Source organism: Streptomyces sp. SID12501, assembly GCF_010550245.1.
GTDB lineage: Bacteria > Actinomycetota > Actinomycetes > Streptomycetales > Streptomycetaceae > Streptomyces.
In genome coordinates, this window is the sequence record NZ_JAAGLU010000896.1 from 1 (window position 1) to 407 (window position 407).

Annotated in this window: 1 protein-coding gene; it reads right to left on the reverse strand. The window is 71.0% G+C overall.

The window, feature by feature from the left end:
* The coding region (locus G3I71_RS49025) for a SidA/IucD/PvdA family monooxygenase (RefSeq protein WP_164325463.1) at positions 1 to 407 on the reverse strand (407 nt) is incomplete at both ends.

A 407-nucleotide genomic window follows, 5' to 3' on the forward strand; every position in this document is an offset into this window, starting at 1 on the left:
CGCAGCTCCTCGACCTCACCCGTGTTGAGCTCCTCGACGCGCAGCACGACGCCGTCGTCGTGCGCCTCGACCGCACGCACCTGGCGGCTGCCGCGCACGAACACCCGCTGCTCGCCGTCCAGGCGCTGCTCGTGGACGAGCCGGTACAGCTCGCGCAGCACGTCGCCGTCGGCCGACGAGTAGTTCGTCAGGCGCATGAACGCGTCGATCTCACGCTTGCGGGCGCGCGGCGCGCGGTAGTAGTACTCCGTGAACTCCGGGAAGTACCCCTCCTCGCTGAAGGGGCTCGTGTCCTTCTGGCGCAGGGTCAGCGACCGGACGAGCGTGGTGACCTGCGCGTGCGGGTAGCGGCGCGCGACGTCGAGCGTCAGCTCGACCGCGCTCTGGCTGCCGCCCACGACGGTCAC